Raw genomic sequence first — 26,985 nt, 5'->3', positions numbered from 1 at the left:
GCATCCCGGCGGCGTGGCTGGCCGGCGCGGGCCGTGGCGGGGCTCCATCTGTGCGCGTCGAGTGCCACCGCAGGTCGTGGCGTATCTCCCCGGCGGTACCGTGCAGTGGTGTGCGATCCCGTCCATGACGCCTGACCTGGTGCCGTTCAGTGGCCTGTCACCCCATCCGTGGCTGGCGGCAGGCCGCGTCGTCCAGACGGTGCCGTTCAGTGCCTGTCACGCCGTCCACGGTGCCTGGTCCGGCAGGTCGCGTCGTCAGGGCGGCGCCGTTCACCGGCGTGGCCCTTCCACGGCGCCGGCAGGTTCTGTACGCCTTGGCGGCGTGGCGCGCTGGCGTACGTGACCAACATGCGGCAAAGATCGCGATAAAGCACACAAAGGGGTGAATAAGTTGCAGACGGGGAATGGTCTCGACAAGATGCTCCCCTCGTATGCGGCGACCGAAAACGGGGGTTTCTATGCGGCGTATCACCTTGGGACTTCTCGCGGCGGCGATGGCGATGTCGGTGACCGCATGTACCACCGCCGCCACGCTCGCGCGGCCGGTCTCCTCCGCTGACGCCGACTACCTCGTCTTCTACGCCGCGGGCAGGCAGGCCCAGGCCGTCGCCGCGATCGCCGCCCACGGCGGCCGTGCCGTGTCGGTCGAGCCCAAGCTCGGATACGTGGTGGTGAAGGGAACCGAAGGCGCGTTCGTCGACACGCTCGCCCGTGACGCGGCGATCGTGGGAGTCTCCAGCGACCGCCCGATCGGCTTCGCCTCGGCCGCCGCCCAGGACCGATGGGCCGCCCTCCACCCCGAAGCGGGGCGCGCCGACGTCTCCGCCCGGGACCAGTGGGCCGCCCTCCACCCGGGACAGGCCGGGGTGGCAGCCGGACGCGCCGACGCCTCCGCCCTCCCCGCCCGGCCCCTGTCGGCCCGCGCCTCTGTCATGCCGGACATGAGAGCGCACGGCACCCGGGCCGCCGAACCGCTGGCCTCCCGCCAGTGGGACATGAAGATGATCGGTGCCGACCGTGCCAACGCGATCGCGCCCGGCGACAAGAAGGTGCTCGTCGGCGTCATAGACACCGGCATCGACGGCAAACACCCCGACATCGCCCCCAACTTCAACCGCGAGCTCAGCCGCAACTTCGTCACCGACCGGCCCAAGGACCCCAAGGGCCAGCCCCTCGACGGACCCTGCGAGGTCAAGAGCTGCAAGGACCCCGTCGACGTCGACGACGACGGGCACGGCACCCACGTCGCCAGCACCATCGGCTCCCCGATCAACGGCAAGGGCATCGCGGGCGTCGCCCCCAACGTGCAGCTGCTCAACCTGCGGGCGGGCCAGGACTCCGGCATGTTCTTCCTCAAGCCCAGCCTCGACGCGCTCACCTACGCCGCCGACGCCGGCGTCGACGTGGTGAACATGAGCTACTACCTCGACCCGTGGATGTTCAACTGTCCGAACAACAAGGCCGACAGCCAGCGCGAGCGGACGGAGCAGCGCGCCATCATCACCGGTATGCAGCGCGCCATCGACTACGCCCGCAGCAAGGGCGTCACGGTGATCGCCGCTCTCGGCAACGGCTCCACCGATCTGGGCCACCCGCGCACGGACGACAAGAGCCCCAACTACCCCAAGGACTCCCAGCGGTCCCGCACGATTGACAACACCTGCCTGAACGTGCCGGTCGAGTCGAACGGCGTCATCTCCATCGCCGCGCTCGGCCCGTCGGGACGCAAGGCGGTCTACTCCGACTACGGCATCGAACAGACCGACCTGTCCGCGCCCGGCGGCGACTCGCTCGACGGCGGCGGCATCTCGCCCACCAGGTCCATCCTGGCCGCGGCACCTACCGCCGCGATGCGCGCGACGAACAAGATCGACGCGGCGGGCATGCCCAAGACCGCGGAGGTCGTCCGTGACTGCCACGACGGCAGGTGCGCCTACTACCAGTACCTGGACGGCACCTCGATGGCCGCGCCACACGCCACCGGCGTCGCCGCGATCCTCATCAGCCGCTTCGGCCGGCCGGGCCCCGGCGGGGTGACCATGGACGCGGCCTCGGTCGAGCGACTGATGTACTCGAGCGCGACACCGAAGCCGTGCCCGTCGCCGCGCGCCTTCCAGTACAAGTACTTCGGGCAGACAGAGACCCACGTCTGCGAGGGTGACACGGCGAAGAACGGGTTCTACGGCAGGGGCGTCGTCAACGCCTACAAGGCGGCGACGATCGCGCCCTGAAAGACGCTCGCGCCCTGGATGAAGCTCGCTGCCCTGGATGAACCTCGCGCCTTGGATGACGCTCGCGCGTTGGAAGACGCTCGCGCTGGGGAAGACGATCGCGTCTTGAAACGGGCGCGGATCTGATCTGGCACAGACGGGGCGCGAGGCGGGCCGGCGAGGTAGAACATGAGGTAAGGGTTCGGTTTCCGACCTGACGTCTTCACGGTCGCGGTCTCCTGGGTCGCGGTCCCGTGATCCGGCGGACCGGTGACCTCGGCGATCCGGCGATCTCGGCGGCTCGGCGACCCGACAGCCCGGCGATCTCGGCGGCTTGGCGGCTTGGCGATCTGTCGGCTCGGCAGATCCGGGCCCCTTCGGTTCGGCGGTTTGCCGGTCCGATGGAGAGTCCGGTAGTCCGGTAGTCCGGCGGCCTGAGGCCTGAGGCCTGAGGCCTGACGGCTGGTGGGCTGGCGGCTGGATGGTGCGGCGTCCGATCGTTTGGCGGCTCGGCGGTCTTTTGGGCGCGGTCCCGGTGGTCGCACGGTCCGGTGGATCAGCGGCTCGGTGGACCGGCGGCCCTCCGTCCGGCGGTCCGTGGATCGTGGGTTAGGTGGTTCGCGGGTTACGTGGTCCGGGGTCCGTGGGTTCGGCGGTCCGTGGTCCGGCGGCCTGGCAAGTCCGTGGGGTCGGCGGCACCTGGACCGGTGGGCTGCGGATTCATTCGGTCCGTGGTCCGGCTGCCCCGTGGTCACGCGCCCCGGCGGACCTCGGTTGGGGGTCTCCGGCTCGCGGGCCCCGACTCGACGGCTCGCGAGCGGTCAGCCCCGTGGACCGCGACACCGGTGGACTCACCGGCGTGGCGGATCGCGGGTCGGTCGGCACACGGGCCAGGCGGTCGGCGGATCCGTGGTTCGTTCGGCGCACGGCCAGGCGATCGGCGGGTGATGTGACGGCGGCCCGCCGTCGCGCCCGAGTGGCGTCGACCGGGCAGACGTCAGCCGGTGACCACGGAGGAGCTATCTCGTGCTTGCCGTACTGGATGGGACGCTACCGGACGGGACGCTGCTGGACAGGACCGTACTGGACGGCACGCTGTACCGGCTGCTCGCGGACGCCGCGATGACCACGCACTTCCTGTTCCTCGCCTACCTGGCGGTGGGCGGCTTCCTCGCGTGGCGGTGGCCGCGCTCCATCTGGGCGCACCTGGCGGTCGCCGGCTGGGGAGTGCTGTCGATCATCACCGGCGTCGAGTGCCCGCTGACCGTCGCCGAGGACTGGGGGCGGCGCCGGGCCGGGATGGCGGGGCTGCCGCCGTCCGGGTTCATCGACCACTACATCGAGGGCGTCATCTATCCGGAGAAATACACCAATCTCGTACGGCTCGGCGTGGCCGTCCTTGTAGTTATCTCCTGGGTCGGGTACCTGTGGAGACGTCGTCACCGGGATTTCTCCCGCGCGTGACTGCCAAGTGGTCTGTACCAATTAAGGTAGGACACGTGACTCGTCGCGCGAAAATCGTCTGTACCCTCGGTCCTGCCACCTCCACGCCCGACCGGCTCCGCGAGCTGATCGGCGCCGGCATGGACGTCGCCCGCTTCAACCTCAGCCACGGCTCCCACGAGCTGCACAAGGAGGTCTTCGACCGCGTGCGGGAGGTGGCGGCCGACCTCGGCCGCGGTGTAGGCGTGCTCGCCGACCTGCAGGGCCCCAAGATCCGGGTGGGCAAGTTCGAGGAAGGCCCGGTGCGTCTGGGCTTCGGTGACGTGTTCACCGTCACCACCGAGGAGGTCCCCGGCGACCGCGAGCAGGTCTCCACGACCTACAAGGGCCTGCCGAACGACGTGCGGCCCGGCGACACGATCCTCGTCGACGACGGGCGTGTGGTCCTGGAGGTCACCCGCGTCGACGGCCCGCGCGTCACCACCCGCGTCGTCATCGGCGGCATGATCTCCGACAACAAGGGGCTCAACCTGCCGGGCGTCAACGTCAGCGCCCCCGCCCTCACCGACAAGGACGAGGCCGACCTGCGCTGGGCGCTGCGCACCGGGTTCGACATGATCGCCCTGTCGTTCGTGCGCCGCCCCTCCGACGCCGACGTGGTCCGCAACATCATGGAGCAGGAGGCCGTACGGCTCCCGCTGCTCGCCAAGATCGAGAAGCCGCAGGCCGTCGAGCGGCTGCCCGAGATCGTCGAGGCGTTCGACGGCATCATGGTCGCCCGCGGCGACCTCGGCGTCGAGCTGCCTCTCGAAGAGGTGCCGATCGTCCAGAAGCGCATCATCGAGCTGTGCCGCGAGAAGGCCCGCCCGGTCATCGTGGCCACCCAGATGCTCGACTCGATGATGAACGCCCCGCGTCCCACCCGCGCCGAGGCCTCCGACGTCGCCTACGCCGTCATGGACGGCGCCGACGCGGTCATGCTGTCCGGCGAGACCTCGGTCGGGAGCTTCCCCGTCGAGTCCGTCGCCACCATGGACCGCATCGCCTGCGCCGCGGAGAAGTCGTCGCTGCGCGCCACCCACAGCCTCGACCGTCTCCCCGAGACCACCGGCGGCGCCATCGCCCGCGCCGCGGCCGAGGTCGGCGCGATCGTCGGGGCGAAGGCGCTGGTCGCGTTCACGATGTCCGGCGAGACCGCGCGCCGCCTGGCCCGCTACCGTTCGCCGATCCCGCTGCTGGCCTTCACCTCCGCGCCCCACGTGCGCGGACAGCTGTCGCTGACGTGGGGGGTGGAGACGTTCCAGGTGCCGTTCGTGCACCACACCGACGACATGGTCAGGCAGGTGGAGGCGTCCCTGCTGTCAACCGGCCGGCTGGAGAAGGGCGACAAGGTCGTCATCGTCGCGGGTTCGCCTCCCGGCACGCCCGGCTCGACGAACGCGCTGCGCGTCCACACGATCGGCTCCGCCGTCTCCCACGCCCACTGACAGCACGCCCTTCACCCGGCGCCCGTGCCGTCCCGATACAGACGGGATGGGCGGACCCCAGGCGAGCGGTACGGTCACCCGCCCGGCGCCCTCGGCTGTGTCTCCCCGGATGCGCATCCTCCGGGGAGCCGCCGCGCAGGCGCGCTCCTCAGGAGTGTGCTGTCGCGCTCCCGCGGTGCCTCACGCCTTCCTCGAAGGCAAAATCGATAATCCGCCATGGGTCTCACCCTTGAACGACCTGGTCTCGGCGCTGCCGGAGGCCGCCCGCAAGCATCTGGAGGAATTGATGGCTGTGGGAACCTACGAGTACAAGAGCGACTTCGCTCGGAAGTATCAGGCCGAAGGGAAGGCCGAGGGGAAGGCCGAAGCCATCCTGAAGATCCTCGCCAGGCGGAAGCTCGTCGTCTCGGAGCAGGCGCGGGAGCGGATCCTCGCCTGCCACGATCCCGGTCTCGCGGACGCGTGGATCGACCGGGCGTTCGACGTCACCACCGTGGACGAGTTGTTCGACTGACGTCGCCGACCGGCCATGACTCCGGTCGGCGACACAGAAGGGTCCGGGGTCAGTCGTTGGCGTGCAGGGCCGCGTTCAGCTCGATGCCCGTTCCGGTGCGCGGAACCGCCTCCACCGCTCCCGTCTGCGAGTTCCTGCGCAGCAGCAACCCGCTCGAGCCGGACAGCTCCTTGCCCTTCACCACGCGCCCGTCGGGGAGGGCCACCTTGGTGCCGGCCGTGACGTACAGCCCGGCCTCCACCACGCAGTCGTCGCCGAGCGAGATCCCGATGCCCGCGTTCGCGCCGAGCAGGCAGCGCTCGCCGATCGAGATGACTTCCTTGCCGCCGCCGGACAGGGTGCCCATGATCGAGGCGCCGCCGCCGACGTCGGAGCCGTCGCCGACCACGACGCCGGCCGAGATCCGCCCTTCGACCATCGACGCGCCGAGCGTTCCGGCGTTGAAGTTCACGAAGCCCTCGTGCATGACCGTGGTGCCGCTGGCCAGGTGGGCGCCGAGCCGTACCCGGTCGGCGTCGGCCACGCGCACCCCGGACGGCACCACGTAGTCGACCATCCGCGGGAACTTGTCCACGCCGTAGACGGTCACCGTGCCCTTGGCGCGCAGCCGTACCCTGGTCTGCTCGAAGCCGTCGACGGCGCACGGGCCGTGGTTGGTCCACACGACATTGGCCAGCTTGCCGAACACGCCGTCCAGGTTCAGCCCGTGCGGGCGGACCAGTCGGGCCGACAGCAGGTGCAGGCGCAGGTAGGCGTCGTAGGCGTCGGCGGGTGCCTCCGACAGCTTGGCGATGCCGGTGCGGACGGCGACCACCTCGACCCCACGGGCGTCGTCCCTGCCGGTCAGCGCGGCGAGGTCGCCGGCCTCCTCGGCGGACAGGCGCCGCGTGCCCACGGAGGGCGGCTCACCCAACGCGGGGGCGGGGAACCAGGTGTCGAGAACCGTGCCGTCGGCGGCAATCGTGGCAAGCCCGACGCCGTACGCGCCGGTGCTGGTGGGATCGATAGCAGTCACATGGCACAAAATACCGGAGCGTCAGATGGTGCCCAGGTCAGCTGACAGCCAGCGCTCGGGACGCATGTGGAAGGTCACGAGCGCCGAGAGGTTCGACTGGGCGACGTAGCCCTCGACGGCGTCCTCGTGCAGGTAGCGCGCGGCGATCTTGGCCATCTCCTCCACGGTCGTCGGGTTGGCGGAGATGACGGGGCCCTCGACCGAGACGTAGCGGTAGGTGGGGATCATCCGCTGGGCGAGCATGGTGAACCGCCCCGCCTTGGTGATCAGCGCGGCTTTGCGGGAGTCGCCGTCGGTCAGGAACGCCACCTCGCCGCCGGGCGTGTAGTGGTACCAGACCGGCACGGCCAGCGGCCCGCGCCCTTCCTCCTCATGTACGGCCAGCGCCCCGATGTGCGGTTCTGCCAGGAACGCCTCACGGTCCGACACGGTCAGCGTCATCCCTGCCCCCCTCCAGTGATCACGTCGATGGAGAACATCCCCGCCCAGCGCGATCCCAACCGAGCCGCCGCCGACATCTCGGGGCGCAGAACCCCGCGCCCAGCGCGATATGTCGCGATATAGTCGCTGAATAGTACAGATATATCGGAGAGGGGTGCCGTGAACACCATCACCCGCGCGCTGCGTTCCCGGCTGTTCGTCACCGGTGAGATCGTGGCGGCCGAACAGGTCGCCCCCAGGATGCGCAGGCTCAGGATCGCCGGGCAGGCCGCCGCCGGCCTGGCCTGGACACCGGGACAACACGTCCGCGTCCTCGTCGACTCCCCGCTGACGCTGCGCACGTACTCCGTCTGGCAGCACGACCCCACATGGGAGTGCATCGACCTGATCGGCTACGACCACGGCGCCGACACGCCCGGCGCCACCTGGGTCAGGACCGCCCGCCCCGGCCAGGAGGTCGCCTTCACCAAACCCGAAGGCAAGCTCACCGTACGGCAGGGCGCGCCGTACCACCTGTTCGCGGGGGAGGAGACGGCCGCCGTGGCGTTCGGGGCGATGCTGCGTGCCGTACCGGCGGACGCGGCGGTCTTCGGCGCGGTGGAGGCCGAGGAGGGCGGCGACCATCTCGACCTGCCGCGCGACCTGGTCAGGGTGTGCAGGAGCGGCGTCCCCGCGGTCGGCTCCGAGACGCTGGTGAAGGCGGTGGCGGCGCTGGACCTGCCCGACGCGCCCGGCGTTGCCTACCTGGCGGGCGAGGCGCGCACCATCCAGGCCGTCCGCGCGCACCTGGTCGGCGAGCGGGGCTGGCCGCGGCGGGACGTCATCACCAAGCCGTTCTGGACCCCGGGCAGGAAGGGTCTCGACTGACCGGGGGCCGCGGGCGAGCCCCGACCAGGGACCGCGTCCGGGCTGCCGGTCGGCCCGGGCGCCGCCGGCGCAGGGCTCAGTACTTGGGGCCGACATGAAGATCCAGCCGAGCGACGGCCTCGCGCCTGGCCACCGAGATGTCGTTGCGGTTGCTGTAGCGCCATGCCACCCGCAGCAGGTCGAGCGCTTCCCCGCAGAGCCGGAGGATGTCGGCCGACTCGTTCTTGAAGTGGTAGCGCGGATATTCGTACCACCGAACCCCGCTGGGAAGCACGCGCCTGACCCGGTTGACGCCGCGGCAGCCGTCGGCGTGCATCAGCCCCCGCACGAACCGGCCTGGATGCGCCTCGACGATCTCCTTCTGCCAGGGGACCAGCACGATGGCACGCAGGTGCTTGGGGCCGGGCCCGTGCTGGGGGAACAGACACGCCCAGTGGGTGGACTGGCTCGTCACCTCCGTGCAGCCTCTGCGTGAGCGACGGTGGACCGCCGAGGTCGGCATGACACGTGACATGACCGAGGCCGTCTCCTCGATCAGGCCGGGCCAGTCGTCGGCACAGGAGATCGACAGCCGGTAGACCCCTTTGCGCCCCAGGGCGAGGTGGCCGTCGCCCAGATAGAGACCGAGCAACTGGGCGTAGGCCGTGACGTCCATCGGGCGGTCGTGACATCGCGGGCAGTCGCGGCGCCGCCATCGGTCGGCCTCGTCGCGGGCCCGCCGCTCGCCCGTGCGCCACTTCCTGACGGCGCCGACGGAGACGCCGCATCGCGCGGCCACCTCCCTGTCGCTCACGCCCTGGGCGGACAGGGAGAGTGCGCGGTCCACGGTGTCGCGAGGGTGCATGCCGCCAGCATGGCAACCGTCACCGACAGTTTCGGGATGGTGGCTCTACGGAGGGGCGGGATCGGAGGGTCGGCGGTGATGGTGCCCCGAGTGGGATTCGAACCCACACTCGATGGTGTTTGAGACCATTTCCTCTGCCATTGGGATATCGGGGCATTTTTCGGACTTGTCCGGTTCTGCTGTCCAGAGTCTACCCACAGCGGTGGATCAGCCCCGGACGCCAGCGTGGATCTAATCTAGCGGACGTCGGTAGGCTTCTGCTCGTGAGTACGCAGCGGCGAGTGGTGATCGCGGAAGACGAGGCGCTGATCCGCCTCGACCTCAAGGAGATGCTCCAGGAGGACGGCTACGTCGTCGTGGGCGAGGCCGGTGACGGCGAGCACGCGATCAAGCTGGCCACCGAGCTCCGTCCCGACCTGGTGATCCTCGATGTGAAGATGCCCATCCTCGACGGCATCTCCGCCGCCGAGCGGATCGTGGCCGACAGGGTCGCGCCCTGCCTCATCCTCACCGCCTTCTCCCAGCGTGACCTGGTGGAGCGGGCGCGTGACGCGGGCGCCATGGCCTACCTGGTCAAGCCGTTCACCAAGGCCGACCTCGTGCCGGCGATCGAGATGGCTGTCAGCAGGCATGAGGAGATGGTGGCGCTGGCGGCCGAGGTGTCGTCGCTGTCGGGCCGGCTGGAGACCCGCAAGCTCGTCGAGCGAGCCAAGGGTCTGCTGATGGCCCAGCACGGCTGGAGCGAGCCCCAGGCGTTCAGGTGGATCCAGAAGGCCTCGATGGACCGCCGGCTGAGCATGCGCGAGGTGGCGCAGATCGTCGTGGACGACGCCGCCAAGCAGGGGTGAGGAATCGGCCGGATTCCCGACCGCCACAGCGTCATCCGCCGGCCGATTTCACATCAGCATGCCCTCTGATGTGCGGAAGTGTCTACTGGTCGTTTCATACTGTGGAACGTTCCTTTGAGGTTGTTTGACCTTTCAATTCGCTGCGGTAGCCGTAAAGGATCGGTGTAATAACGAAGCGGTAACGAGGCTGTTCGCTGTACCAACCCGTGACATCTCCTGGCTGTACTAACCGTCACAACCCCCCTGGGTCAGCCCAGCATGGGTATGACTCTGTGATTCCGGTCCTGACAAAGGATCAGGCGAAAGGAAGGCAGCCTTGCGGCCAAAGATTGCTCGCTTCGGCGGCGCGCTTGCCGTTGGTATGGCTCTCACGCTCGGTCTCGCTGCGTGCGGCGGCGGCTCCGACGCTCCCGCGGGAGCGCCCACTGGTGGCGGTGAAGCGGCGCCCACCACTGTCAAGATTGGCTTCATGGGCGACCTGACTGGCTCCAACGCGGGCATCGTGATCCCGCCCAGGAACGGCGCGAAGCTGGCCATCGACCAGTACAACGCGACCAACCCCAAGGTCAAGATCGAGATGGTGGAGTACGACAGCCAGGCTGACGCCACCAAGGCGGTCGGCCTCGCTCAGCAGGCCATCAAGACCGACAAGATCGTGGCTCTGGTCGGCCCCGCGTTCTCCGGTGAGTCCGCCCAGGTGGCTCCGGTGCTTGAAGAGGCCAAGATTCCGAGTGTCTCGGCTTCGGCGACCAACGCCGCGCTGGCACAGAACGGCTGGAAGTACTGGCACCGCGTGCTGCCGAACGACAGCGTGCAGGGTCCCGGCATCGCCGACTTCATCGCCGGCGCCGCCGCGGCCAAGAACGTCTTCGTGATCGACGACAAGTCCGAGTACGGCAAGCCGCTGGCCGACGCTGTCCGCGCGCAGCTGAAGTCCAAGGGCGTGACCGTCACCGACGACTCGCTCGACCCGGCGGAGAGCGACTTCTCCTCGGTGGTCAACAAGGTGGCCGCGGGCAAGCCCGACGCCATCTTCTTCGGCGGCTACTACGCGGCGGCCGGTCCGCTGCTCAAGCAGCTGCGTGACAAGGGTGTGAAGGACGCCAAGTTCTTCAGCGGCGACGGTTCGCTGGACAAGGGTCTCATCGAGGGCGCCGGCGCGGCCAACGCCGAGGGTGCGCTCGTGGGCTGCCCCTGCTACATCGCCACGCCTGACGTGACCGACGAGAAGGTCAAGAAGTTCGCGGCCGACTACAAGGCCGCCTACAGCGCCGACCCCGCCATCTACGCCACCGAGGGCTTCGACGCCGCCTCGGTCTTCATCGAGGCCGTCAAGGCCGGCAAGGTGACGCCCGAGGACATCAACACCTTCATCCAGACGGTCGACTTCCCCGGCGTTTCCAAGCAGGTGAAGTTCGAGTCCAATGGTGAGGTCGTGGCCAAGGACATTTACATGTACCAGGTCAAGGGTGGCAACATCAGCCTGCTCGGCAAGGCTTCCGAGGCCAAGCTCGGGTAACGGTCTCCCGCCTGTCTCTCAGGTGAGATCGGGTAGCTGATGAACGCGGGGAGCGGGATCGCCGCGAGCGGTCCCGCTCCTTTCGCGCATTCGCTACCGGCAGTGCTGGAGAACCCTCGCCTAGAAGTGGTTATCGTCAAGTGTTCAATGACTTCTTTGCTCAGTTCTGGCCGCAAACCATTGACGGCCTTGCCTTCGGATCCATTTACGCGCTGATCGCGCTCGGATACACGATGGTGTACGGCGTGCTGCGGCTGATCAACTTCGCGCACTCCGAAGTGTTCATGATCGGCACTTTCGGCGCGATGTACGTGCCGTTCGCGCTCGGCATCAACTCGCCCCTGACCGGTGTCGCGTTGGTCGGCCTCGTCGTGGCCATGATCGCGGCCGGTGCGCTCGCCTCGGCGGGCACCGCCGCGGCGCTCGAGCGGATCGCCTACCGCCCGCTGCGCAAGCGTGGCGCCTCCCGCCTGGCCGCGCTCATCTCGGCCATCGGCGCCTCCATCTTCCTTCAGGAGCTGTTCGCGCTCCTGATCATCCCTACCGTCTTCGACAGGCCTGAGCGCGGCCGCATTCAGATGGGCCTGCCGCGCATCATGGAGCGCACGGAGCTGTTCTCGATCTTCGGTCACAAGGTGATGGCTCACCAGGTGTTCGTGGTCGTGTCCGCGCTGCTGATGATGATCCTGCTGGAGCGGTTGGTCAACCGGACCAAGATCGGCCGTGGTATTCGCGCGACCGCGCAGAATCCCGAGGCCGCGGTGCTCATGGGCGTCGACATCAACAAGATCGTCCAGATGACGTTCTTGATCGGCGGCGCGATGGCCGGTGTGGCCGGCGCGCTGTATCTGCTCGCGTACGAGAACACCAACTACTACATCGGTTTTCTCTTCGGCATCAAAGCCTTCACCGCGGCCGTTCTCGGCGGCATCGGAAACCTTCGTGGCGCCTTGGTCGGCGGAATCGCGCTGGGGTTGGTGGAGAACTACGGCGCCATCATCTTCGGCTCCGACTGGAAGCACGTGATCTCGTTCACGGTCCTCGTCTTGGTCCTGATGTTCCGGCCCACCGGTCTTCTCGGTGAATCACTCCAGCAGGCGCGCGCATGAACCAGAAGAACGCAATGTCAAACATCCGTTCCGCGTGGGGCGGTTTCACCGACCGCCTGCACCACGCGTGGGCCGTGGCTCCCTGGTGGCAGCGCTGGGCGGTCTACATCCTGCTCATCGTCGCCGCGCTGCTCCTCCCGTCGGACTCGCTGGCGCCGATCATGTCGCCGTACTCCGACTGGGCGAGCGTGCTGTTCTTCCCGATCGGCACCTTCGTGGTGCTGGCGATCGGCCTCAACGTGGTGGTCGGCCAGGCCGGTCTGCTCGACCTCGGGTACGTCGCCTTCTACGCGGTGGGCGGCTACGCGATGGGCCTGCTGGGCACCAGGCTGGGCTGGAACTTCTGGGAGATCCTGGTCGTCGGCATCCTCATCTGCGCCCTGTCCGGCGTCGTGCTGGGAGCACCGACGCTGCGGCTGCGCGGTGACTACCTGGCGATCGTCACGCTGGGCTTCGGTGAGATCATCCGCATCACGGCCCGCAACACCGACGCGATCGGCGGCCCGAACGGTATCCGCGGCATCCCGCACCCGCCGAGCATCGAGGGTGTGGAGCTGTTCGGCATCCAGATCTTCAAGTACGGCGTGCTGGACCCGCGGCCGTACTACTACATGCTGGTCGCGCTCGCGGTCGTCGTGATCATCCTGGTGAAGCGCTGGGAGAAGAGCCGTGTCGGCCGGGCCTGGGCGGCCATCCGGGAGGACGAGGACGCCGCCGAGGTCATGGGCGTGCCGACCTTCAGGTTCAAGATGCTCGCCTTCGCCATCGGCGCCTCGATCGGTGGCGCGATGGGCGTGGTCTGGGCGGCCAAGGTCATCTCGCTGAACCCGAACGACTTCCTGTTCCTGCTGTCGGCGACGATCCTGGCCGCGGTGGTCATGGGTGGCGCGGGCAACCTTCCGGGTGTCATGCTGGGCGCGTTCATCGTCGCGTGGCTGCCCGAGCGCTTCCGTGGCCTGCAGGAATACCGCATGCTGATCTTCGGTGCGGTGCTGGTCGCTCTGATGATCTTCAGGCCGGAGGGTCTGCTGCCCTCCAGACAACGCAAGGCCGAGCTGAAGGAAGGTTCGGGCGGCATGGGCAGTCTCGGTGCAGAGGTCGCGGGGCCCGAGGCCAAGCCCGAGGTCGTTGAGGGGGCCAGCAAGTGAACCAGGAGAAGAAGGCCCTGCTCGAGCTGCGAGGGCTCACGATGCGCTTCGGCGGCGTGACGGCGCTGCGCGGCGTCGAGCTCACCGTCAACGAGGGCGAGATCTTCGCGCTGATCGGCCCGAACGGCGCCGGCAAGACCACGGTGTTCAACGTGGTCACCGGCGTCTACCAGCCGACCGAGGGCGAGGTGCGCTTCGAGGGCGAGAAGATCAGCGGCCTGAAGCGCTTCAAGATCACCAAGCGGGGCATCGCCCGTACGTTCCAGAACATCCGGCTGTTCCACAACATGTCGGCGCTGGAGAACGTCATGGTGGGCGCCGACGCGCACCACAGGTCGGGCATGGTCAGCGTGGCTCTCGGCCTGCCGTGGCACCGCAAGGCCGAGCGCGAGGGCCGCGAGCTGGCGATGGAGCTGCTGGAGTTCTGCGGCGTGGCCAGCCGGGCCGGCGACTACGCCAAGAATCTCGCCTACGGTGACCAGCGCCGGCTGGAGATCGCCAGGGCGCTGGCCACCAAGCCGAAGCTGCTGCTGCTCGACGAGCCCGCGGCGGGCATGAACCCCGCGGAGAAGGAGTCGCTGCAGCAGCTCATCAGGAAGATCCGGGACGCGGGGCGCACCGTCCTGCTGATCGAGCACGACATGAGCCTCGTCATGGGCATCAGCGACCGCATCGGCGTCATCGACTTCGGTCAGAAGATCGCGGACGGCCTGCCCGACGAGGTGCGGAACGACCCTCGGGTCATCGAGGCGTACTTGGGGGCACCCGCAGATGCTTCTTGAGGTCAAGGACATCCACGTCCACTACGGCAAGATCGAGGCGATCAAGGGCATCTCGGTCGAGGTCAACGAGGGCGAGATCGTCACACTCATCGGCGCCAACGGCGCGGGCAAGACGACCACGCTGAAGACCATCTCGGGCCTGCGCCCGCTGTCGTCGGGCTCGATCGTCTTCGACGGCAAGGACATCAGCAAGCTGGCCGGCCACAAGCGGGTCGAGGCGGGCCTGGGCCAGGCGCCCGAGGGCCGCGGCATCTTCCCCGGCATGTCGGTCCACGACAACCTGCTGATGGGCGCCTACTCGCGCAGCGGCGACATCGCCCCCGAGCTGAACGAGGCCTACGAGCTGTTCCCCAGGCTCGCCGAGCGGCGCAACCAGGCCGCGGGCACGATGTCCGGCGGTGAGCAGCAGATGCTGGCGATCGGCAGGGCGCTGATGGCCAAGCCGAAGGTGCTCCTGCTCGACGAGCCCTCGATGGGTCTGGCGCCGCTACTGGTCAAGCAGATCTTCGACATCATCGAGGAGATCAACCGCAGGGGCACGACGGTCCTGCTGGTGGAGCAGAACGCCCAGCAGGCGCTGCAACTGGCCCACCGGGCCTACGTGCTGGAGACCGGGAAGATCGTCAAGAGCGCTCCGGCGCACGACCTTCTCAACGACCCGGCCGTGCGCGCCGCCTATCTGGGCGGCGACCTGGGCGAGACCAGCCCCAACGGCCAGCAGCACTGACGTACGGCGCGGGCGGGGCCGTCCAGGTTCCGCCCGCGCTCACCTCACCCTCACGTGAGCGCCACCCGGACGCCGTCGGTGGTGGGATAGCCGATGGGCGGGTCACCGTACAGTTTGACGGCGGTGGGTCTGGCGTCCTTGGGGATGTCGAACCAGAGGTCCATCTCCATGCGCACGCCGGCGCCCACCGGGATCTCGACGGGCTGGCGTTTGGTGATCTGCGCGGTGTCGCTGATGGGGAATTCCCGCCCGTCGGCCGTGACGAGCCGCTGTTTGCGCGCGTCGAACCGGGACGTGGATCTTCCCGGGTTCTCCACCACGACACGGACAGTGACGAACTGCCCCTTGGCGGGCCACTCCGCGTGGCTGCCTGAGAGGCTGGCCTGGCCGGTCTGCAGGCCGATCACCTGGAATCGCGTGTCGCCGTCGGTGACGGGCGCCGCGTGGATCGGCACCTCGTTGACGCGGACCGGGCGGGCCGGCAGGTCGTAGGTCGGGCTGGCCTGAGGCTTCGCCGGTGGAGGTGCGGGGCTGCAGGCGGCCAGGAGGGCGCTCAGCGCCACGAGGGCGCACGCGGTGAGGACGGGTCGGCGCACGTCGCCACCGTACGAGGAGGGCGGGCAATGTGACAGGTGTCCGCCGCAAGAGATGTTGAGCCGATATTCGGTCTTCATCGAAAGACTTACGCTTGTAGGAAGTTGTCCGATTGTGTCTGAGCGGTGATCTGCCTGGTGACAAGCTTGCGGGAGCATCTCTGCGACAAGACCAGGAACCGAAGGGGACCGTTGTGAGTATGGGTACTCTTTCCCGCCGCGCGCTCGCGGCTGGCACGTTCGTCGTCGCGGGCGCGCTGACGCTCACGGCCTGTGGTGGCGGAGGCGGCACCACTGCCGCCAGTCCGGCGGCCACGGCGGCAACCGGGGCCTCCTCGGCGGCGGCCAGCCCGCAGAGCACGCTGGCGGCGATGGTGCCCGACGCCATCAAGTCGGACGGCAAGCTGATCGTCGGTGTCGACGCCTCCTACCCGCCGAACGAGTCGGTCGACCCCGCCACGCAGAAGATCGTGGGCTGGGACGTCGAGCTGGTGGAGGCCGTCGCGGGCAAGCTCGGCCTGACCGCCGAGTTCCAGAACGCCGGCTTCGACACGATCATCCCGGGCCTGCAGTCGGGCAAGTACGAGCTGGGCGCCTCCTCCTTCACGGACAACAAGGAGCGGGAGAAGGTCGTCGACTTCGTCACCTACTACTCCGCGGGCACCTCCTGGGCCACCCAGACGGGCAACCCGAAGGCGGTCAACCCCGCCGACGCCTGCGGCAAGAAGATCGGTGTGCAGCAGGGCACCGTGCAGGTCGACGACATCAAGGCCAAGAGCGAGGAGTGCACCAAGGCGGGCAAGCCCGCCATCGAGCAGGTCGTGCGCAAGCAGCAGACCGAGGTCAACGCCGACCTGGTGTCGGGCAAGATCGACGGCATGCTCGCCGACTCGCCCATCGTCGGCTACGCGGTCAAGCAGACCGGCGGCAAGCTGGAGATCATCGGCCAGGCCTACGACACCGCGCCCTACGGCTACGCCATCGGAAAGAACTCCGCGACCTTCAAGGACGCGTGGCTCGGCGCGCTGAAGGAGCTCATCGCGGACGGCACCTACAAGTCGATCCTCGACAAGTGGGGCGTCGGCGACGGTGCCATCACGGACCCGGTCATCAACGGAGCACAGGGATAACCCATGAGCGACACGGAGAGGGCACGCCCTGAGGTGATCAGGGCCGTGCCCGTCCGGCACCCCGGCCGGTGGGTGGCGGCGGCCGTCATCGTGGTGCTCGCCGCGATGCTGGTGAGCAACCTCATCACCAACCCGAACTACAACTGGCCCGAGCAGTGGCGGTACTTCCTGTCCGCGCCGGTCCTGAACGGCGTGCGCAACACGATCTGGCTCACGCTCGTGGCCATGGTCGGCGGCATCGGCCTGGGCGTCGTGCTCGCGCTGATGCGGATGTCGCCCAACCCGCTGATGCGCGGCACGGCGTGGGTGTACCTGTGGATCTTCCGCGGCACCCCGCTCTACACCCAGCTGCTGATCTGGAGCGCCATCGGGGCGCTGTTCCCGACGTTGAGCCTCGGCATCCCCTTCGGGCCGGAGTTCATCAGCTTCAGCACGCAGTCGCTGGTGGGGAATCTGGCCCTGGTGGCGGCGATCGGCCTGATCCTGAACGAGGCCGCCTACATGGCCGAGATCATCAGGGCCGGCATCGTGTCGGTCGATCCCGGCCAGCAGGAGGCCTCCCAGGCGCTGGGCATGACCCGCATGCAGACGATGCGCAGGATCGTCCTGCCGCAGGCGATGCGCGTCATCGTGCCGCCGACGGGCAACGAGGCCATCTCGATGCTGAAGAACACCTCGCTGGTGGCGGCCGTGCCGTACCTCGAGCTGACCTTCACCGCGCAGACGATCTACGCCTCGACCTATCAGGTCATCCCGATGCTGATCATGGCGTGCATCTGGTACCTGATCCTTTCCTCGATCATGATGGTGGGGCAGTACTACCTGGAGCGCCACTTCGCCAGGGGAGCGCACCCTGGCGGCGGCCGGGTCAGGATCATAGGCGGTGCGGCGTGAGCGATGTGATGGTCAGGGCCGAGCAGGTCTGCAAGAACTTCGGCCACGTCGAGGTGCTCAAGGGCATCGACCTCGAGGTGCGCAACGGCGAGGTGATGTGCGTCATCGGCCCGTCGGGATCGGGCAAGTCCACCTTCCTGCGCTGCATCAACCACCTGGAGAAGATCAACGCCGGCCGCCTGTGGGTCGACGGCAAGCTGATCGGCTACCGCGAGCACGGCGGCAAGCTGCACGAGCTCAAGGAGAAGGAGGTCGCCGCGCAGCGCAAGGACATCGGCATGGTGTTCCAGCGCTTCAACCTCTTCCCGCACATGACCGCGCTGGAGAACGTCATGGAGGCGCCCCAGCGGGTCAAGCGGGAGTCCTCGGCCGCCGTCCGCGCCAGGGCCGCCGAGCTGCTGGAGCGGGTCGGGCTGGGCGCGAAGATGCGCAACTACCCCGCCCAGTTGTCCGGCGGCCAGCAGCAGCGCGTGGCGATCGCCAGGGCGCTGGCCATGCAGCCGAAGCTCATGCTCTTCGACGAGCCGACCTCCGCCCTCGACCCCGAGCTGGTCGGCGAGGTCCTCGACGTCATGAAGGGACTGGCGCGGGAGGGCATGACCATGGTCGTGGTCACCCACGAGATGGGCTTCGCGCGCGAGGTCGGCGACTCGCTGGTGTTCATGGACGACGGCGTCGTCGTCGAGAAGGGGGCGCCGCGCGAGGTGCTGGGCAATCCGCAGCACGAGCGGACGAAGCTGTTCCTGTCGAAGGTGCTCTAGCCGTAAGGGGCAACCCGGGGGGGCCTTTGGGACCGTGCAGGGCTTCCCCGGCCCCACACGTTTTCTACTCGGCCTCCCCGCGGGTCTGTCGGCACCACCGTAGCGATCCCCGGGGCGGGCGCGCAAAGAATAGGCACAAGTCGCGCCTGTGACTCACGCGTCCCGCAGCATGCAGGTGATGCGCGAGGTGCACACCCGGCGGCCCTGCTCGTCGGTGATCACCACCTCGTAGCTCGCCAGTGACCTGCCGCCGTGCAGCATGGTGCCCACGCCGGTCACGTAACCCTCGGTCGCGGACCTGTGGTGGGTGGCGTTGATCTCGATCCCCACCGCGATGCGCCGGGGTCCGGCGTGGATGGCCGCGCCGATCGAGCCGATCGACTCGGCGAGGACCACCGAGGCGCCGCCGTGCAGCAGGCCGTACGGCTGGGTGTTGCCTTTCACCGGCATCCTCGCCACCACCCGCTCGGCGGCGGCCTCGAGGAACTCGATGCCCATGCGCTCGCCGATCGTGCCCTTGTTCAGCTCGTTCACCGCTGCCACGTCGAACGTCAAGGGGACGCCTCCTGTACCTAGAGCTCACGTTTTCTGTCGCACATGGAGACTAGGCTGCGAGTGTGCCGAAGAGTGAAGTGACCCCCGCCCGTCCGTGCCTGTTGCTCCTGGATGGGCATTCCCTTGCCTATCGGGCGTTCTACGCCTTGAAGGATGCCAACCTGATGACCACCGACGGTCAGCACACCGAGGCGGTCTACGGGTTCACCTCCATGCTGACCAACATCCTGCGGGATGAGCAGCCGACCAACGTGGTGGTGTGCTTCGACCGGTCCGAGCCCACGTTCCGGCATGCCGAGTACGCCGACTACAAGGCCAACCGCAGCGAGACGCCGGAGGACTTCCGCGGCCAGATGCAGCTGATCTTCGAGCTGCTCGACACGCTGCGCATCCCGCGGCTGTCGCTGGCCGGCTACGAGGCGGACGATTTGATCGCCACGCTGGCCACCCGCGCCGCCGCCGAGGACATGAACGTCCTGATCGTCACCGGCGACCGCGACGCGCTCCAGCTGGTCAGCCCCGCGGTCACGGTGCTGATGACCCGGCGCGGCATCAGCGACATGACCCGCTTCACTCCCGAGGCCGTGCAGGAGAAGTACGACCTGACCCCGCAGCAGTACCCCGACTTCGCCGCGCTGCGCGGCGACCCCAGCGACAACCTGCTGAGCATCCCCGGCGTGGGCGAGAAGACCGCGGCCAAGTGGGTGCGCGAGTTCGGCTCGCTGACCGCCCTCATCGACCGGGTCGACGAGGTCAAGGGCAAGGTCGGCGACAAGCTGCGCGAGCACGTCGCCCAGGTCCTGATGAACCGGCGGCTGACCGAGCTGCTGCGCGACGTGCCCGTCGAGGCCGACCTGGCCGAGCTGCGGCAGGGCACCTGGGACCGCGAGGAGATCAACAAGCTGTTCGACTCCCTGCAGATCCGCGGCGAGCTGCGCGAGCGCGTCTTCAAGGTGCTCGGCACCGGCGAGGCGGAGCCAGAGCAGGGCTTCGAGGTCGAGACCGTGATCCTCGGCCCCGACAGGGTGGCCGGATGGCTGTCGGCGATGCCCGAGGGCCGCGCGGGAGTGGCCTTCCGCGGCGCCTACGGCAGCGGCCGCGGCCGCATCGACGGCATCGCGATCGCCTCGCCCGACGGCACGGCCGCCCACATCGACCCCACACGGCTCACCGAGGCCGACGAGAGCGCCCTCAGGGCGTGGCTGGGCGACGAGGCGAGGCCGAAGGCCGTCCACGACGCCAAGGGGCCCATGCTGGCCCTGTGGGCCCAGGGGATGGAGCTGAAGGGCCTGTCGTGCGACACGGCGCTGGCCGCCTACCTGGCCATGCCCGGCCAGCGCACCTTCGCCCTCGAGGATCTGGCCCGCCGCTACCTCCACCGCGACCTCAAGGTCGAGGAGGAGTCCGGCGGCCAGGCCGCGCTGTTCGGCGACGACGAGGACGCGCCCGCCAAGGACCTCGCTCTGCGCGCCCACGCGGTGCGCGAGCTGGCCGACTCGCTGGAGTCGTTCCTGGCCGGGCGGGGCGGCACCCAGCTGCTGGAGGACGTCGAGCTCCCGCTGCTGAGCGTGCTGGCCGAGATGGAGCGGGCCGGCATCGGTGCCGACCGCGCCTACCTCGCGGGCCTGGAGGCCGAGTTCGGCGCCGCCGTCAAGCAGGCCGTCGAGGAGGCGCACCGGGTGGTCGGCGAGCCGTTCAACCTCGGCTCGCCCAAGCAGTTGCAGGAGATCTTCTTCGTCAGGCTCAACCTGCCCAAGACGAAGAAGACCAAGACCGGCTACACCACCGACGCCGACGCGCTCGCCTGGCTGGCCACGCAGACCGACCACGAGCTGCCGGTCATCATGCTGCGCCACCGCGACCAGCAGAAGCTGCGCACCACCGTCGAGGGTCTGATCAAGGAGATCTCCGACAACGGACGCATCCACACGACGTTCAACCAGATCGTCGCCGCCACCGGGCGCCTGTCGAGCGAGAAGCCCAACCTGCAGAACATCCCGATCCGCACGTCCGAGGGCCGCCGCATCCGGCAGGGCTTCGTCGTCGGGGAGGGCTACGAGACGCTGCTGACGGCCGACTACAGCCAGATCGAGCTGCGGATCATGGCCCACCTGTCGGGCGACGAGTCGCTGATCGCCGCCTTCGAGTCAGGCCACGACTTCCACCAGGCGACCGCCGCACGCGTCTTCGACCTGCCGCCCGAGCAGGTCGACGGCGAGCTGCGGGCCCGCATCAAGGCGATGAACTACGGCCTGGCCTACGGGCTGTCCGACTTCGGCCTGTCGGGCCAGCTCAACATCCCCGTCGCCGAGGCCAGGGCGCTCAAGGAGGAGTACTTCGAGGAGTTCGGCGGGGTCCGCGACTTCCTGCACGAGATCGTCACCCAGGCCCGCAAGGACGGCTACACCGAGACCATCATGGGCCGCCGCCGCTACCTGCCCGACCTGACCAGCGACAACAGGCAGCGGCGGGAGATGGCCGAGCGGATGGCGCTCAACGCGCCGATCCAGGGCTCGGCGGCCGACATCATCAAGGTCGCGATGCTCCACGTGAGCCAGGCGCTGCGCGAGGAGGGGCTGCGCTCGCGCATGCTGCTGCAGGTGCACGACGAGCTGGTCTTCGAGGTGGCCCCTGGCGAGCTGGAGACGCTCCGCCAGGTCGTCTGCGACCAGATGAACTCGGCCTACAGCCTGCGCGTGCCCCTGGAGGTCTCCGTCGGCGTCGGCCGCACCTGGGAGGACGCCGGCCACTGACCGCCGGGCGTCCGGCCGGGAATGCCCGCCGGGCGCACCGACGGGCGTGCCTGTACGGCACGCCCGCGAGAGGCCACCGCGCCCGTTTCACGGGACAGGCTCCCGTGCCTGTACGGCACGCACGGGAAGGGCCCCATGCCTGTACGGCACGCGGGGGAGAGGCCACCCTGGGCACGGGGCCGGCGCCCGTCCATCACGCCACTCCAGCCCCGCGGGGCCGGGGTGGCGGACGCCGGGGTCGTCGGCCGCCTTCTTCGGACCGCGGGCGGACGCTCGCGCGCGGCCTGCCGTGGCCGCTGCCGATGCCGCCGGCCACGGGGGGCTGGCTGACGGGCTTTTCGTCTCGGGGGAGCGGCGCTTCCCGCGCCCTCGGCACGGCGCCTGTCCGCCGGCGAACGACCTGCCCAGGTTGTCCTGCCGGAGGCCCGTGCGTTCCGTTTGGGCCTGGCGGGTGTCCTTCCGGAGGCCCGTGCGCTGCGTCCGGGCCGGGCGGGTGTCCTTCCGGAGGCCCGTGCCCTCCGTCTGGGCCTGGCGGGTGTCCTTCTGGACGCTCGTGCGCTTCGTCCGGCGCGTGGCCGTCCGGATGCGCGGCGCTCGGCGTGACTCGGTCGGCGTGACTCGCTCGGGATCCTGACCTCGCCCGTGACCCGCCCGCTGAGGATGCGCCCTGCTCGTGACGGGTGGATGCCTCGGCTGGACAGGGCCGGCCTGTGCGGGAAGCGCTCGGCGCGGGGTTGCGGCCGCCGGCGGCGGGCAGCGGCAGGAGAATGTGACCACCGGGCGGATCGATCATGAAAGCCTCTGAGCCGTTCTGGTCTAGGCTGAGATGGTTGGTCTGCCCCCGATCGGCACGGGAGTTCAGTGCGGAATTCAGCGTTGCTCACGCGGATCATCGGGATAGCCAACGTCGTGGTCATCACGATCGCGATCGCCACCCTCTTACTGCTGCCCACAGCCGGCGAGCCCACCGTCGGGCAGGCCGCGACGGTCGGCACGGCCAAGCCGTCAGGGAACGCTCCTGCGACCCCCGAGGCGGAAGCGGACCTGCCCAGTTCCGACCGGCCGCCCCCGGTCACCGCCACGCCGGAGTTCGCCAAGCAGGTGAAGGCCAACGAGCTCGGCCTGGTCCCGGCGATCATGTATCACCGGATCATGAAGAAGCGGTTCGCGTCGATCGACCGCACGCCCTCGCAGTTCCGCCAGGAGCTGGAGAAGCTGGCCAGGCAGGGGTACGTCCCGATCACCGCCAAGGAGTTCGTGACCGGCGACATCGCGGTGCCGGCCGGCAAGTTCCCCGTCGTGCTCACCTTCGACGACGGCCACCCGAGCCACTTCGCGCTGGACGGTACGGGCATGCCGAAGAAGGACACCGCCGTCGCGATCATCTACGACGTGGCCAGGAAGTACCCCGGCTTCCGGCCCGTGGCCACCTTCTGGGTCAACCGCCAGCCGTTCGGGCTGCAGCGGCAGGACGACCAGGCCAGGGCCGTGCGGTGGCTGACCGACCACGGCTTCGAGGTGGCCAACCACACCTGGGGCCACCCCAACCTGGCCGTGCTGCCGGACAAGAAGGTCAAGGAGCAGATCGTCAGGCTGCAACGGCTGCTGAAGAAGTTCGGCGCGCCGGAGGGCGACACGCTCGCGCTGCCGTTCGGCTCCATGCCGCACCCCAAGAAGATCGCCAGGGCCGGATCATGGAACGGCACCGGATATGATTTCGCCGGCGTCTTCCTCGCAGGAGCGGAGCCCTCCGTTTCGCCTTACGCGAAAAATTTCGATCGGGGTGCGATCCAACGCATCCAGAGCAACGGCAAACGGGGCGAATGCCGGAAGTGGTGCTCGGAGTACTGGCTGGAATGGCTGAACAAGCACCCTGGTGAGCGCTACGTCTCCGATGGAGACCCACAGCGGATCTCCATCCCACGGAAATCTGCGGGTAATATCGCTGCCAAGCGGAGAGCCCAGCTCAACGCCTACTAGGCGGCCTCACGCGGCTTTGCGCCCGTTGCACTCCCGTGTCCTCGGATTGACCCCGCCCGCCAGGTCTCATATGCTGATCGCTGCGCTGTGGGCTCGCGCGCGCCTCAGACGGAGCGGGCTCGCGCTCGGTCTCGTCGATGACGTCATCCTCGGCTTGATGCGGAAGAGAGCCTGCTGCGCATCCGCCACATCGACATCTGTCCGCGTTCGGAGCAATTCCACACATGACGAGCAGCACCGAGGCCACCTCGAGCACCCCGCAGGTAGCGGTCAACGACATCGGTTCCGAAGAGGCCTTCCTCGCCGCGATCGACGAGACCATCAAGTACTTCAACGACGGCGACATCGTCGAGGGCACCGTCGTCAAGGTCGATCGAGACGAGGTCTTGCTCGACATCGGTTACAAGACCGAGGGTGTCATCCCCTCGCGTGAGCTCTCGATCAAGCACGATGTCGACCCGGCCGACGTTGTCGAGGTCGGCGAGCACGTCGAGGCCCTCGTTCTCCAGAAGGAGGACAAGGAGGGTCGCCTGATCCTGTCCAAGAAGCGCGCCCAGTACGAGCGCGCCTGGGGCACGATCGAGAAGATCAAGGACGAGGACGGCATCGTCACCGGTACCGTCATCGAGGTCGTCAAGGGTGGTCTCATCCTCGACATCGGCCTGCGCGGCTTCCTGCCGGCGTCCCTGGTCGAGATGCGCCGTGTTCGCGACCTGCAGCCCTACGTCGGCCGCGAGCTCGAAGCCAAGATCATCGAGCTGGACAAGAACCGCAACAACGTGGTCCTGTCCCGCCGCGCCTGGCTCGAGCAGACCCAGTCCGAGGTCCGCCAGACCTTCCTCAACACCCTCCAGAAGGGCCAGGTCCGCAAGGGCGTCGTGTCCTCGATCGTCAACTTCGGTGCGTTCGTGGACCTCGGCGGCGTCGACGGTCTGGTTCACGTGTCCGAGCTGTCCTGGAAGCACATCGACCACCCCTCCGAGGTCGTCGAGGTCGGCCAGGAGGTCACCGTCGAGGTTCTCGACGTCGACATGGAGCGCGAGCGCGTCTCCCTCTCGCTCAAGGCGACGCAGGAAGACCCGTGGCAGCAGTTCGCCCGCACCCACCAGATCGGCCAGGTCGTGCCGGGCCGCGTCACCAAGCTGGTGCCGTTCGGTGCGTTCGTCCGCGTCGAGGAGGGCATCGAGGGCCTGGTCCACATCTCCGAGCTGGCCGAGCGCCACGTGGAGATCCCCGAGCAGGTCGTCCAGGTCGGCGACGAGATCTTTGTCAAGATCATCGACATCGACCTCGACCGTCGTCGCATCAGCCTCTCGCTGAAGCAGGCCAACGAGGGCGTCGGCGCCGAGGTCGAGTTCGACCCGACGCTGTACGGCATGGCGGCCACGTACGACGACCAGGGCAACTACATCTACCCCGAGGGCTTCGACCCGGAGACCGGGGAGTGGCTCGAGGGCTTCGACAGGCAGCGTGAGGAGTGGGAGCGCCAGTACGCCGAGGCGCAGACCCGCTTCGAGGCCCACAAGAAGCAGATCGAGGAGGCCCGCAAGGCCGAGGCTGAGGCCGGTGAGGTCCCCTCGTCCTACAGCGGCGAGACCCAGGCCCCGTCCAGCAGCAGCTCGTCCTCGGCTCCGGCCGCGGGCGCGCTCGCCTCGGACGAGGCCCTCGCGGCCCTGCGCGAGAAGCTCGCCGGCGGGCAGAGCTGACGCTCTACCCTCGCTCGACCTGAGCTAGCCGAAAGGCCCCGCACGACCTTCGTGCGGGGCCTTTCCCGTTCCCGCGCTTCTTTCTTGTGGTTCCGGTAGGGCGACTCGCTTTCTTCCCCGTGCGGCGCGTTGCCTTCGTTCCCCGTGCGGCGGGTTGCCTTCCTTCCCGTACGGCGGGGCGCTTTTCTTCCCGTACGGCAAGCCGTGCCACGCGCCACCCTGGGCACGGGGCCGGGGCCTGTCCAGGGATACGCGTCACCGAGCGCACGTGGCCGGCCGCCCCGACGGACCAGGCACACCGAGCCACCCTCGTTCGACGGGTCCGGCGACCGGGCCGGGAGAGCAGCGAGTAGCCGGCATCCGGTAGCCATCGGCACGGCGCGGAAGCCTTACCGGGTGCGGGGAAGCATCGGCCCGGGTGGCATCCGGTGGGTCGGTGTGGGTGGTGTTGTCAGCTCAGGGTCAGCGGCGGCGGGTGATGACGTGGCGGCCGAGGCGCTGCAGGGGGGACTCCACGCAGCGGTAGGTCAGCCAGCTGGCCCCCAGCACCAGCACCACATACAGCGCGGCCATCCCCGCCTGGACGGGCAGCGCGGCCCGGCGCAGATCCCCCGTCACGACGACGAAGGCCTTCAGCAGCGGATGATGCAGCAGGTAGAGCGAATAGCTGATCGTTCCGAGCCACGCCAGGAAGCGGAACGAAAGGCGCCGCCGCAACACCATCGCCCCCGCGAACGTCGCGGCTGCCAGGGCGATCGTGGTGATCCACACGCCGGGCCGTACCCACCACCAGCCGGCCTGGGTCGCCCACGCGGGTGCCACCGCGACGAGGGCGGCCGTGACCGCGACGGGCCACAGCGCGCCCTCGCCCCGCTCCCACCGCTGGATGGCGGTCCCGGCGAACATGACGGCGAGGATGGCCAGCCCGAACCACGGCACCCTGCTCGTCAGCACCAGCAGAGCCAGGGCGCCGGCACCCATGACCCAGGCGGCGGGCTTCACGAACCTGCCGCTGACCAGGCACGCGAGACCGACACCGAAGACCGCGAACGCCGACCACGAGGGCCAGGGGCCCGGCGGGACCGGCGCGGCGGCCATGACCAGTCCGCTGACCACGGCGGCCGCGCCGAACACGATCGCGATCGGGCCGCTGCGGCGGTGCCCTCGAGCGACGAACAGCATGGTGACCACCAGGTAGAAGACCATCTCGTAGGCGAGGGTCCACATGGTGTCGACCAGGGCGGCGGTGCCGAGGACGTCCTGGAGCATCGTGGCGTGCGCGGCGACCGAGGACGGCTCCCGCGGGACGTCCACGCGGACCGGGATCCACCACGAGGTGGCCAGCACCACGGCGATCACGGTGAGATAGAGCGGGTAGAGGCGGAAGATCCTGCCGATCCAGAAGCCGCCGACGTCGCCGCGGCGTTCGAGGGAGGTCGGGATGATGTAGCCGCTGACGAGGAAGAAGACCAGCACGCCGTACATGCCGAGGTTGAACCAGTACGGCCGCAGCGACGGGATCACCCACGGCAGCATGTGCTCGGCCAGTACGGCGACCGCCCCGATGCCGCGGAGCGCGTCCAGCCACGCCAGACGCGACAGAACGGGAGTTCCGCTCGGTGGCGCCAATGTGCTGGCAAAGGACATTTAGCCAACTTA

At 68.8% G+C, this 26,985-nt stretch carries 23 protein-coding genes and 1 tRNA gene; 17 read left to right on the top strand and 7 right to left on the bottom strand.

Annotated features, from left to right (window positions below):
- The first annotated feature begins 458 nt into the window (after window positions 1-458).
- The 4 genes from ACWENQ_RS20605 to ACWENQ_RS20590 all read left to right on the top strand — a co-directional run bounded on the left by ACWENQ_RS20605 (window position 459) and on the right by ACWENQ_RS20590 (window position 5,654).
- Window positions 459-2,231 (top strand): S8 family peptidase, encoded by a 1,773-nt coding sequence (locus ACWENQ_RS20605; protein ID WP_452415665.1) that lies wholly within the window; start codon window positions 459-461, stop codon window positions 2,229-2,231.
- A gap of 1,005 nt (window positions 2,232-3,236) precedes the next feature.
- On the top strand, window positions 3,237-3,674 hold the full coding sequence (locus ACWENQ_RS20600; protein WP_452415663.1) for a DUF2784 domain-containing protein: 438 nt from the start codon (window positions 3,237-3,239) through the stop codon (window positions 3,672-3,674).
- Between the two features lie 35 nt (window positions 3,675-3,709).
- Window positions 3,710-5,140 (top strand): pyruvate kinase, encoded by a 1,431-nt coding sequence (pyk, locus tag ACWENQ_RS20595; protein ID WP_354910472.1) that lies wholly within the window; start codon window positions 3,710-3,712, stop codon window positions 5,138-5,140.
- A 175-nt stretch (window positions 5,141-5,315) separates the two neighbouring features.
- Entirely contained in the window at window positions 5,316-5,654 is a 339-nt protein-coding gene (locus tag ACWENQ_RS20590; protein WP_452415662.1) for a hypothetical protein, read from the top strand.
- A gap of 49 nt (window positions 5,655-5,703) precedes the next feature.
- On the opposite strand, the gene dapD is transcribed toward ACWENQ_RS20590, so the two are convergent.
- Both dapD and ACWENQ_RS20580 read right to left on the bottom strand, forming a co-directional pair.
- Window positions 5,704-6,669, bottom strand: coding sequence for a 2,3,4,5-tetrahydropyridine-2,6-dicarboxylate N-succinyltransferase (dapD, locus tag ACWENQ_RS20585; protein ID WP_452415660.1), 966 nt, complete (start codon window positions 6,667-6,669; stop codon window positions 5,704-5,706).
- Window positions 6,670-6,690: 21 nt separating this feature from the next.
- The gene (locus ACWENQ_RS20580; protein WP_354910478.1) at window positions 6,691-7,110 is read right to left on the bottom strand and encodes a pyridoxamine 5'-phosphate oxidase family protein; all 420 of its coding nucleotides are present in this window, start codon (window positions 7,108-7,110) and stop codon (window positions 6,691-6,693) included.
- 159 nt (window positions 7,111-7,269) lie between these two features.
- Here ACWENQ_RS20580 and ACWENQ_RS20575 point away from each other — a divergent pair, with 159 nt between their 5' ends.
- A complete protein-coding gene (locus ACWENQ_RS20575) occupies window positions 7,270-7,977 on the top strand; it encodes a siderophore-interacting protein (RefSeq protein WP_452415659.1) in 708 nt (235 codons plus the stop codon).
- 76 nt (window positions 7,978-8,053) lie between these two features.
- Here the strand turns inward: ACWENQ_RS20575 and ACWENQ_RS20570 are convergent, their stop codons facing one another.
- Both ACWENQ_RS20570 and ACWENQ_RS20565 read right to left on the bottom strand, forming a co-directional pair.
- Window positions 8,054-8,821 carry a helix-turn-helix domain-containing protein gene (locus ACWENQ_RS20570; protein WP_452415657.1) on the bottom strand — a complete coding sequence of 256 codons (768 nt, stop codon included), beginning with the start codon at window positions 8,819-8,821 and terminating at the stop codon, window positions 8,054-8,056.
- Between the two features lie 79 nt (window positions 8,822-8,900).
- Window positions 8,901-8,976: transfer RNA gene (locus ACWENQ_RS20565), tRNA-Leu, on the bottom strand.
- 126 nt (window positions 8,977-9,102) lie between these two features.
- Between ACWENQ_RS20565 and ACWENQ_RS20560 the strand changes: the two genes are divergently transcribed.
- From ACWENQ_RS20560 to ACWENQ_RS20535, 6 genes are all read left to right on the top strand, one after another.
- Window positions 9,103-9,669 (top strand): ANTAR domain-containing response regulator, encoded by a 567-nt coding sequence (locus tag ACWENQ_RS20560; RefSeq protein ID WP_452415717.1) that lies wholly within the window; start codon window positions 9,103-9,105, stop codon window positions 9,667-9,669.
- 361 nt (window positions 9,670-10,030) lie between these two features.
- A complete protein-coding gene (locus ACWENQ_RS20555; protein ID WP_449920887.1) occupies window positions 10,031-11,188 on the top strand; it encodes a branched-chain amino acid ABC transporter substrate-binding protein in 1,158 nt (385 codons plus the stop codon).
- 140 nt (window positions 11,189-11,328) lie between these two features.
- Entirely contained in the window at window positions 11,329-12,297 is a 969-nt protein-coding gene (locus ACWENQ_RS20550) for a branched-chain amino acid ABC transporter permease (protein ID WP_354910487.1), read from the top strand.
- Window positions 12,298-12,311: 14 nt separating this feature from the next.
- On the top strand, window positions 12,312-13,445 hold the full coding sequence (locus ACWENQ_RS20545; RefSeq protein ID WP_354910490.1) for a branched-chain amino acid ABC transporter permease: 1,134 nt from the start codon (window positions 12,312-12,314) through the stop codon (window positions 13,443-13,445).
- Between the two features lie 41 nt (window positions 13,446-13,486).
- Window positions 13,487-14,227: an ABC transporter ATP-binding protein gene (locus tag ACWENQ_RS20540; RefSeq protein ID WP_354910542.1), complete on the top strand. Its 741-nt coding sequence runs from the start codon at window positions 13,487-13,489 to the stop codon at window positions 14,225-14,227.
- On the top strand, window positions 14,217-14,954 hold the full coding sequence (locus ACWENQ_RS20535; RefSeq protein WP_449920883.1) for an ABC transporter ATP-binding protein: 738 nt from the start codon (window positions 14,217-14,219) through the stop codon (window positions 14,952-14,954). The genes ACWENQ_RS20540 and ACWENQ_RS20535 overlap by 11 nt, the downstream gene beginning before the upstream one ends.
- Window positions 14,955-15,004: 50 nt before the next feature.
- Here the strand turns inward: ACWENQ_RS20535 and ACWENQ_RS20530 are convergent, their stop codons facing one another.
- Window positions 15,005-15,550: a DUF4352 domain-containing protein gene (locus ACWENQ_RS20530; protein ID WP_452415655.1), complete on the bottom strand. Its 546-nt coding sequence runs from the start codon at window positions 15,548-15,550 to the stop codon at window positions 15,005-15,007.
- 197 nt (window positions 15,551-15,747) lie between these two features.
- Between ACWENQ_RS20530 and ACWENQ_RS20525 the strand changes: the two genes are divergently transcribed.
- The 3 genes from ACWENQ_RS20525 to ACWENQ_RS20515 are packed head-to-tail and all read left to right on the top strand — an operon-like array spanning window position 15,748 to window position 18,332.
- Entirely contained in the window at window positions 15,748-16,677 is a 930-nt protein-coding gene (locus ACWENQ_RS20525; protein WP_354910497.1) for an ABC transporter substrate-binding protein, read from the top strand.
- 3 nt (window positions 16,678-16,680) lie between these two features.
- On the top strand, window positions 16,681-17,571 hold the full coding sequence (locus ACWENQ_RS20520; protein WP_449920877.1) for an amino acid ABC transporter permease: 891 nt from the start codon (window positions 16,681-16,683) through the stop codon (window positions 17,569-17,571).
- Between the two features lie 8 nt (window positions 17,572-17,579).
- Window positions 17,580-18,332 carry an amino acid ABC transporter ATP-binding protein gene (locus ACWENQ_RS20515; protein ID WP_354910543.1) on the top strand — a complete coding sequence of 251 codons (753 nt, stop codon included), beginning with the start codon at window positions 17,580-17,582 and terminating at the stop codon, window positions 18,330-18,332.
- Between the two features lie 153 nt (window positions 18,333-18,485).
- Here the strand turns inward: ACWENQ_RS20515 and ACWENQ_RS20510 are convergent, their stop codons facing one another.
- Window positions 18,486-18,830 carry a PaaI family thioesterase gene (locus ACWENQ_RS20510; protein WP_354910544.1) on the bottom strand — a complete coding sequence of 115 codons (345 nt, stop codon included), beginning with the start codon at window positions 18,828-18,830 and terminating at the stop codon, window positions 18,486-18,488.
- Window positions 18,831-18,949: 119 nt separating this feature from the next.
- On the opposite strand from ACWENQ_RS20510, the gene polA reads away from it, so the two are divergent.
- The 3 genes from polA (at window position 18,950) to rpsA (ending at window position 25,326) form a co-directional block, all read left to right on the top strand.
- On the top strand, window positions 18,950-21,640 hold the full coding sequence (gene polA, locus ACWENQ_RS20505; protein ID WP_452415654.1) for a DNA polymerase I: 2,691 nt from the start codon (window positions 18,950-18,952) through the stop codon (window positions 21,638-21,640).
- Window positions 21,641-22,516: 876 nt separating this feature from the next.
- Window positions 22,517-23,620 carry a polysaccharide deacetylase family protein gene (locus tag ACWENQ_RS20500; protein ID WP_452415652.1) on the top strand — a complete coding sequence of 368 codons (1,104 nt, stop codon included), beginning with the start codon at window positions 22,517-22,519 and terminating at the stop codon, window positions 23,618-23,620.
- 224 nt (window positions 23,621-23,844) lie between these two features.
- Window positions 23,845-25,326, top strand: coding sequence for a 30S ribosomal protein S1 (gene rpsA / locus ACWENQ_RS20495; RefSeq protein WP_449920869.1), 1,482 nt, complete (start codon window positions 23,845-23,847; stop codon window positions 25,324-25,326).
- A 462-nt stretch (window positions 25,327-25,788) separates the two neighbouring features.
- Here rpsA and ACWENQ_RS20490 read toward each other — a convergent pair whose 3' ends face one another.
- Window positions 25,789-26,973, bottom strand: coding sequence for an acyltransferase family protein (locus tag ACWENQ_RS20490; protein ID WP_452415651.1), 1,185 nt, complete (start codon window positions 26,971-26,973; stop codon window positions 25,789-25,791).
- Window positions 26,974-26,985: the final 12 nt, after the last annotated feature.

It is taken from the genome of Nonomuraea sp. NPDC004354, from assembly GCF_053602555.1.
Note: the sequence above shows the minus strand (reverse complement) of the source record. Positions and strands in the feature narration are given on the sequence as shown.